Source organism: Desulfobaculum bizertense DSM 18034, from assembly GCF_900167065.1.
GTDB lineage: Bacteria > Desulfobacterota > Desulfovibrionia > Desulfovibrionales > Desulfovibrionaceae > Desulfobaculum > Desulfobaculum bizertense.
Genome location: NZ_FUYA01000023.1, coordinates 1 through 3,769 on the forward strand (window position 1 = coordinate 1; position 3,769 = coordinate 3,769).

Here is a 3,769-nt window from a genome sequence, read left to right on the forward strand (position 1 = left end):
GCTTCCACTGCGTGAGCTGTTCCTGAAGTTCTTCTTTCGTCCAAACCATAATGCCCCGAAGCATATTCGCTCCGGGGCATTACGTCGTGGACCTCATGGACGTCGTGGGGAGAAAAATCAATAATGGGGAAGTGAAAAGATGTCTAAGGCACAATTTACTATTCTATTCTTTTCTGAAAAAAATTTGTACGAGCCATTAAAATGATCACATTCTCCAACCACCACATTTTCTTCACCATGAACAGCATTTTTACTTGTAGTAAGCGTGCATTTCTCTTGAACTTCTCTATACTTTAAAGACAGCTTCTGCATTTTTTCATTAAATTTATTTGAATACACATTCCCATAGTTTCTTATAAACATTTCCTTATTAATTTTTTTTACAATATCTGATGACGCTCTGTACACCCCCTCATCACCTTCACCCGAAACCAAAACCAAAAGGAGTGATGGACTCAATGGGAATATCATAAATAAAAGAGGATTAGGGAAATTAGGAAGTCCAACATCGGCGCGTCTAATCCGAAATAGGGGGTTATCAGCCGTCACAAACGGCGTTTGTGTTTCATTCACCAACAACATCCACTTCATATTATATAAAAAACTACAAAACCTTTTCCCCATGGATTCAAAAAAATTGAGTATATACTTTCCATTGACCACGGGTTTAATCTGGTCATTTATCTTGTCTATTTCTTCTCTATCAGCATAAGGATCTAGGCCGAGTACTTTCCCGGCCTTACGATACATATCCTCTTGACTTAGCACCGTTTTTTTGAATTGATCAAGAACAGTCTCAGTCATCTCTATCATCATCGCCATTCTATCTGGTGAACGAAATAAATAAAGTCCTATATACCGTGCAAAATTCTCTCTAACCTTCCTACGAGGAAGTTTCAATCCATCTAGTATTTGAAACCCCAACTGGGCATTAGATTCAATATCCATTATCCAATCTTCAATTACATTCTTATCCTCATCTTTCATCCAATCCACAGTATAAAGACGTTTTACAAAACCAACTTGGCTCGGCTTAGAATAAAAACAATCCCCTTTTCTGTAGACACAAAGCTTCCCATCTATTTCCGCAAAACGAGAAAGATACGATGCTGCAACAAAGTGATTCTTATTTTTTTTCTGCATATCTTCAATTAATGCTCTCGTTATCTGTCCGCCAGTCGCGTAAGCATTTCTGCGTACTCCTCAATCAAATCTTTCAAGGGTTCGTCCCCCCTATAAAAAGCCCTTGAATCATATCCATTCTTAGGGGTTAGTCCTGTCTTTTTTTGAACTCTGGCTAAGTCTGCAGCATGGACAACTCGAGTCATTCCTTTAAAATTAATACGAGCAATTTTTTTAGGTTCTCCGCTTCTCATATCTAAAACATCAATCCTACCTTTTTTCATCTTCCCTAAAGCATAACCATTACTCTCGAGTATTGAGCTCAATTCGCGCCCTGTTATGACTGGCTTATCATATTCTATTCGACGAGTTATCTTATTCAATTTTTCACCAATAAACAAAACCTCACCATTTTCTTTCTTAGAAAACCTATTCCAGCCATCTATTTTTTTATAATTGTGTAGTTTTGAATTTGCAATATTCAATGTCAACTTCTGAAATGTAGAATGGGAGTCCTTTGCGCAAAATCCTTCCTTGTTCAAAAAATAAAATGTTGAAAGAATCGCAGTCCTTTTGTTACAATCGTAAAAAGCATGATCTTTCACCAGCCCAATTAATAATGATGCACAAACTTGCATCGTATTCATCCCATAATTCTGATACCACACCTGTCTAGCGACAGCAGAACATAGCATATTAACATCTTTAACACCAATCCCCCCAACCTTAGATTCATCCATACCTTCATCTAAAAAATAATCTACAATAAAAAAATGTGCATCAATAACATCTTTAACACATACAGTACAGTCTTTATACATCAGATCCTTTTCAGGAATCATCTGAAGATTACGCTGATATATATCATCTAACCCTTTATGTCGAAATCCCAAAACATTATCCTCTCTTTTGAATGCTCAACATACTACATACAACAAACCATAAACTACACCGTCGACCTCTAACCCTTTCATCTTAAAGCTAGACTCTCACTAAGGGCCCAATTTAGCTTCTTTCACTATCTTTTATAACCCTCCTAATTTCATGCATTTTCACTTCAGAGTCAAGGTCGACTCCCAAATTCCATCGCGTCCCGTCATTTATTTCTAACTCAAGCCAAGAAGCTACCCTAGCCGCAGCATATTCACGCGGTAATATTTCCCGTCACTACGGCTCAAAAGCAAACCCATCTCTTTAAGCTTTTTCAGATCACGCCGAGCTGTTGCCACGCTCACCCCACCATAAAGCGCCCGCAAAACAGGGTGCGAAAACACATCATTCAGGGAAAATTCCAGCATGGTTTCCAGTGCAATCAGCAGCAAATCAAGCTGTCGCTGCGAAAGCTCTTTCTCGCGGTGCAAAGTGTGATAGTAGTCCTTTAGAGACAGGCGACGAATTGAGAGCGTGACATGCTCCTTGATCTCTTTCAGCGAAGAAATAATGCCGTCAAAATAGAAGCTCAAAAAAGGCGTCACATCTTCGGGATGCTTGCTTTTGATCACCCGCGAAAATGCAATGAAATACTCGTCGATGTTCCGATAGTAAAAATTCGACATCATTTGCGGCAGATATTTAATCCCCGCCTGATCAAGAATCATGGCTTCGACAAAGCGCGAGGATCTGCCATTTCCATCTTGGAACGGGTGAATTTTCGCGAGATGAAAATGTGCGAGCGCAGCCCTGATCATCGGATCTAGTCCCGTCATCTCTTCGCTATTCATCCACTCAACAAAAATTCCCATGAGCGTCTGTATATCGTCCAATGTCTTCGGTGGCGTATAGCGCCCACCATGATCCGCATTGCCCACAAAAACCGGCTCATTCCGGTAATTACCGGGACTGTTATGGAAATACTCAATGCCACGCGTCAGCGTCCTGTGAACGTCCCGAATGAAGTCTTCCGTCACGCCCCAAAAGCCCTGCTTTTCTCCATCCAACAAGGCATATAGAGCTTTCAAATTGCCAATTTCAAGCTCCGAACGCCCCTCGAGCTTGAGTGCATCGTCAGCCGTTAGCAGTGCTCCGACTTCATCCTCGCTCAGACTATTCCCTTCAATTGCAGCCGTACCGAAAATTGACCGCTTAATTATATCCTCTCTCAGCTTCGCCGCGATATGAGGAAGAATCGGCAACTCGCTTACCGTTGAGTACAGAATACGGCTTTCGATGATCTTGGGAGAAATCACCTGCTCATCATATTCACACGAAAAGATAAACTTCCCGGTTTTATGCGTAAGATGCTTTTTTGTCACAGGTTTTGCAACCATATTTGCAACCTTATCTCTCTTTAATTTATTGAAAAAATCAAATTTAGTTCATTTTTATGATTCATATTTTAAACTCCCTTGCACACAAAGGCAACCTCACAAAAAAGGCGACCTTTCAGTCGCCTTTTCTTCTTTCCTCTTCCCATCCCTCAAAAATCCATATAGTCCCGCACGTCCTTCTCCCAGACCCATATGGCCCGGACTTTTCCGATGCGGAATGCAGGGATTTTCCCGGCGTTCACGAGATTATAGAAATGGCTTTTGGAGCAATTCAAAATATCGCACGCGTGCTTCCAGTTCAGCTTTCTTCCTTTCATATCTTCCATAGCGTTATCTCCTCGCGAACCAGTTCGGACGCCCGCCGGGTCTGGCCTGCTGTT

At 41.1% G+C, this 3,769-nt stretch carries 4 protein-coding genes; all 4 read right to left on the bottom strand.

The window, feature by feature from the left end:
• Positions 1-117: 117 nt before the first annotated feature.
• The gene (locus tag B5D23_RS14785) at positions 118-1,143 is read right to left on the bottom strand and encodes a DUF4238 domain-containing protein (RefSeq protein ID WP_078686240.1); all 1,026 of its coding nucleotides are present in this window, start codon (positions 1,141-1,143) and stop codon (positions 118-120) included.
• Positions 1,144-1,163: 20 nt separating this feature from the next.
• Positions 1,164-2,015 (bottom strand): type II toxin-antitoxin system death-on-curing family toxin, encoded by an 852-nt coding sequence (locus B5D23_RS14790; RefSeq protein ID WP_078686241.1) that lies wholly within the window; start codon positions 2,013-2,015, stop codon positions 1,164-1,166.
• Between the two features lie 231 nt (positions 2,016-2,246).
• Positions 2,247-3,389, bottom strand: a complete 1,143-nt coding sequence (locus B5D23_RS14795; RefSeq protein WP_078686242.1) for a Fic family protein — start codon at positions 3,387-3,389, stop codon at positions 2,247-2,249.
• 149 nt (positions 3,390-3,538) lie between these two features.
• The coding region (locus tag B5D23_RS14800) for a helix-turn-helix transcriptional regulator (RefSeq protein ID WP_234985111.1) at positions 3,539-3,769 on the bottom strand (231 nt) is incomplete at its 5' end.

What these genes read in the sequence shown, in the direction of transcription:
- B5D23_RS14785 (WP_078686240.1), bottom strand. Translation starts at nt 1,143, where the DNA reads ATGCAGAAAAAAAATAAGAATCACTTTGTTGCAGCATCGTATCTTTCT.
- B5D23_RS14795 (WP_078686242.1), bottom strand. Translation starts at nt 3,389, where the DNA reads ATGGTTGCAAAACCTGTGACAAAAAAGCATCTTACGCATAAAACCGGG.